The sequence below is a fragment of the Deltaproteobacteria bacterium genome (assembly GCA_019308905.1).
In the GTDB taxonomy this organism is placed as follows: domain Bacteria; phylum Desulfobacterota; class BSN033; order WVXP01; family WVXP01; genus JAFDHF01.
In genome coordinates this window covers 1-3,744 of the sequence record JAFDHF010000126.1, presented here as the reverse complement: position 1 = coordinate 3,744, position 3,744 = coordinate 1, and the positions used below count along the sequence as shown (strand labels likewise).

Here is a 3,744-nt window from a genome sequence, read left to right as displayed (position 1 = left end):
CAAACCAGAGCGATTGCAAAGGGAGACGTTCTAGGAGTTGCAAGAATCGCAGGAATCATGGCAACCAAACGAACCGCCGATCTCGTCCCCCTGTGCCATCCCCTCAACCTCACCGGCGTGGAGCTCAAGTTCCGTCCCCGCCCCAAAGAGAGCGCCATCGACATCGAGGCACGGGTCAAGACGGACGGCAAGACCGGTGTGGAGATGGAGGCCTTTGTCGCCGTGGCCACGGCTGCTATTACCATCTACGATATGTGCAAGGCCGTAGATCGGGCCATGGTGATCTCAAACATCCATCTGGTGGAAAAGAGGGGCGGTAAGAGCGGGACCTATCTCAACCCCAACCGGCCCTAGGAGAAGAGGGAAAAGATGAAGAAGGGAAGGTTGTTGGCCGTCAATATCAGCAAAGCCAAGGGGACGCAGAAGAAGAACGTGGGCAGGGCCCGGGTGTTGAAGGGTTTCGGCATTGAGAGAGATGCCCACGGGGGACCCGGACATCGCCAGGTCAGTCTCCTCGCTCAAGAGAGTATCCAGAAAATGAGAGACCTGGGACTCGACGTCTCTTGGGGTGATTTTGCCGAAAACCTGACTACCGAGGGGCTGGATTTGGCAAGACTGCCGGTGGGTGCCAGACTCAGGATCGGCCGGTCTGTAGTTCTCGAGGTTACCCAGATCGGGAAGAAATGCCATGCCCGCTGCGCGGTTTACGACCGGACCGGAACCTGCATCATGCCCACCGAAGGAATATTCGCGAGGGTGGTCTCGGGAGGCCCTGTCCGTGTCGGCCACGCGGTCCAAGTGCTCGACAGAAAGGACAGAATCTGATGGCGGGACCGGGTTCAAAGAGATCCGGGGACTCCGACTCCTTCCACGGCAGGGGTCACTCCGAAGAGGATCAAACGGTCCAGTCAGAGACAAACCCCTCCCAGGAGAAGAGGGGACAGAAGGTTTGAATGTCCCTGGTACCCGGATCAGAGGCTGGCCCGTTCTCTGGAGGAGTCTCGTATGTTCAAGACCTCGATCATTACCGTGAGCGATAGGGGTTATCGGGGCGAGAGAGAAGACAAAAGCGGACAGGCTCTCAAGGAGGTCCTTGCCGGCCTGGACTTTCAAGTCGTCGATTACAGGATCATTCCGGATGAAGAGGACCAAATCAGGCACACCCTGATCGATGCAGTCGATCGCTTGGGTTCGGATCTGATTCTCACCACGGGAGGTACAGGCTTGAGCCCTCGCGACGTGACCCCTGACGCAACCCGGGAAGTGATCGAAAAAGAGGTACCCGGGTTTGCCGAGGCCATGAGGGCCGCAAGCCTGGAAAAGACACCTCACGCCATGATATCCCGGGCCGTCTGTGGTATTCGCGGGTCTTCACTCATCATCAATCTGCCGGGAAGCCCTCGGGCGGCCGTGGAATGTCTGCAGGTTGCCTTACCGGCCCTGCCCCATGCCCTTTCAAAGCTAAAGGGAGACCCTTCAGACTGCGGGTCTTGAATCCTCCTCGTGCTCACAGATCCTGGATTTCCATGCAGACCACGCGTTGGGTCCTATCTGTCACGCGGGCCTGGTGGCCGATCCTCCAGCCCACCACCCACACTATCTCCTCACCGGAGACAACCAGAGGAACCCCTGCCCTTTGGTCCATTGGAACCTTCCAGTCGATAAAACAGTCCTTGATCTTTCTCGACCCTCTCATTCCCAGGGGCCTGAATCTGTCTCCCGGCCGCCTGTTGCGCACCCGGAGCTCAGGGGCCAGCCGATCCGCGTCGAGAAAAACCCGGCGGGAAGAGGCTTGCCCCGGCTGCCACCCCCCAACAAGACCGGTGACGAGTCTCTTGCCTATCTCGGCAATCGGAGTGGTCCCCGGCAAGGCGACAGGGTGGTCGAACACAGGAGGCTGGGGTATCTCTCCCCTTCCTATCACCAACCGGTCATAGATACGCCTGGCCGTGATCCTTCCGGGAAGATGAACCACTGTCTGAGGCTTCCGTCCTCTGGCCAGATCGGCAAGGCTCTGGATATGGACTACTCCGAGCCTCTTCTGAGCAATTCCGCTCACTGAGACCGCCATCCTTTTCAGGAGACGAAACTGCAAGGCAGGATGGAGATTCCGGAACCAGTTGAGGTCCAGCCACAGGGAATCTCTGTTCCGGACGACCCGCTCCCACAACTCCTCGGTCTTGCTCTCCATGTATTCTTCCTCCTGGAGAAAGACCTGCCCCATGCGAACAAGACACTCCTTTAGGCTGGGATTGTATCTCTGAAGAAGCGGGAGCAGGTGCATGCGGATCCGGTTTCTAAGATAGATCTCTTTTCGATTCGAACTGTCCTCGACATGGTGGAGACCTCGGGCGGCCAGATAGGCTTCGATCTCCTCCCGGCCCACCTCGATGAGAGGATGGATCACGAATCCTTCTCTCACTGGAGGAATGCCTTTAAGCCCTCCGAGCCCGGCACCGCGGATGAAGCGCATCACCATTGTCTCAGCCTGGTCGTCGGCTGTCTGTCCTAGAGCGAGCTTTTGGGCGCCGTGCTTTTCCATCACGGAACGAAAAAAGGCGAACCGTACCTCTCTGGCGGCTTCCTGAAGGGTCATCCCCTTCTTTCTGAACCTCTCTACCGGAATCGATCGGCTCTCACAGGGGAGATTCAACCTGCGGGCCAGGTCCTTGACGAATTCTTCGTCTCTCCTGGACTCCTCGCCCCGGAGTTCATGGTTCAGGTGAACCACATGAATCGAGATACCATAGGTGGGCCTCAGTCTGTCCAACACGGACAGGAGAGCCACGGAATCCATCCCTCCCGAAACCCCCACCATCACCAGGTCTCCCCTGGCGAGCATTCGATACTTTTCGATGGTCTGTTCCACCTTATGCAGAATCATGGGACCTCAAAGAAAGAGAGCATACCGTCAACCCGCTCTCGTCTTTCTATCACCGGGGCAAGGGAAAGACAAGGTCTCCCGGTGGCACAGTTGTTGCTACATAAAATCGGGTTTGAACCCGTTCTTGCTCAAGCACTCCCCGAGGGCTCCTTCTCCACACTCCTCAGGAGATGCAAGAGCGTGTGAATGCATCGCCCCCGATGGAAGCAGATGGGGGACCTCGAGAGACACACCCCAAATCCCCCTTTGAGGAGGTATTATGACATGGCTACAGCAGCCCAAAAGAACCGTGCCCTCAAGCTCGCAACGGTGATCATCAAGGCCTATGCGGAATCATCCGCTGGGGGAGCTCCAAAGCGGACCGATTTCGCCAAAATGCTTGAGAATCTCTACCGAAAGACGGTGGAACTCCTCGAGGACTCTGACAGGGACGATTGAGCCTCGACCCTTCACATCCGGCAAACCCTCCCTGCAAGAGAAGCGGAATGCCGTTGACGGGCATCCCTCCCCTACCTCCAGGCCGGGGTACGGCTCCAGGCTCCCCCTCGCTGGAAAACATCCCCATAGTGAAGACCGGTCGGTTTCCGGCGCGAACCTCGACACACCCAGGCAGGACATTTGGGAAAGCACGGTTTTCCTAGTGCACTCATTTTATGTAGAATATACGGAGAAACGGGTATTCCATTCCGGCTGGACCTTTCAAGAATGCGTGTTTTTGCCATCGGCGATTTGCATCTCTCTTCCCGGGGGAAAACAATGGACATCTTTGGCCCCCAGTGGAGGAACCACGAAGAAAGACTTTTTGAGAACTGGAGCAGGACTGTAAGGCCGGACGATACGGTTCTCGTCGCCGGCGACCT

The 3,744-nt window shown here is 57.3% G+C and carries 5 protein-coding genes; 4 read left to right on the top strand and 1 reads right to left on the bottom strand.

What is annotated here, in order from left to right; genetic code table 11:
• From moaC to mog, 3 genes are all read left to right on the top strand, one after another.
• The coding region (moaC, locus tag JRJ26_20340) for a cyclic pyranopterin monophosphate synthase MoaC (GenBank protein MBW2059839.1) at window positions 1–354 on the top strand (354 nt) is incomplete at its 5' end.
• A gap of 15 nt (window positions 355–369) precedes the next feature.
• Window positions 370–825 (top strand): MOSC domain-containing protein, encoded by a 456-nt coding sequence (locus tag JRJ26_20335; protein ID MBW2059838.1) that lies wholly within the window; start codon window positions 370–372, stop codon window positions 823–825.
• A 180-nt stretch (window positions 826–1,005) separates the two neighbouring features.
• A complete protein-coding gene (gene mog / locus JRJ26_20330) occupies window positions 1,006–1,494 on the top strand; it encodes a molybdopterin adenylyltransferase (protein MBW2059837.1) in 489 nt (162 codons plus the stop codon).
• A gap of 13 nt (window positions 1,495–1,507) precedes the next feature.
• Here mog and tilS read toward each other — a convergent pair whose 3' ends face one another.
• Window positions 1,508–2,884, bottom strand: a complete 1,377-nt coding sequence (tilS, locus tag JRJ26_20325; protein MBW2059836.1) for a tRNA lysidine(34) synthetase TilS — start codon at window positions 2,882–2,884, stop codon at window positions 1,508–1,510.
• A gap of 264 nt (window positions 2,885–3,148) precedes the next feature.
• Here tilS and JRJ26_20320 point away from each other — a divergent pair, with 264 nt between their 5' ends.
• On the top strand, window positions 3,149–3,322 hold the full coding sequence (locus tag JRJ26_20320) for a hypothetical protein (GenBank protein ID MBW2059835.1): 174 nt from the start codon (window positions 3,149–3,151) through the stop codon (window positions 3,320–3,322).
• Window positions 3,323–3,744: the final 422 nt, after the last annotated feature.

Bases quoted from the DNA above. Each gene is read 5' to 3' on its own strand.
- JRJ26_20335 (MBW2059838.1), top strand. From the start codon at position 370: ATGAAGAAGGGAAGGTTGTTGGCCGTCAATATCAGCAAAGCCAAGGGG.
- mog (MBW2059837.1), top strand. From the start codon at position 1,006: ATGTTCAAGACCTCGATCATTACCGTGAGCGATAGGGGTTATCGGGGC.
- tilS (MBW2059836.1), bottom strand. From the start codon at position 2,884: ATGATTCTGCATAAGGTGGAACAGACCATCGAAAAGTATCGAATGCTC.
- JRJ26_20320 (MBW2059835.1), top strand. From the start codon at position 3,149: ATGGCTACAGCAGCCCAAAAGAACCGTGCCCTCAAGCTCGCAACGGTG.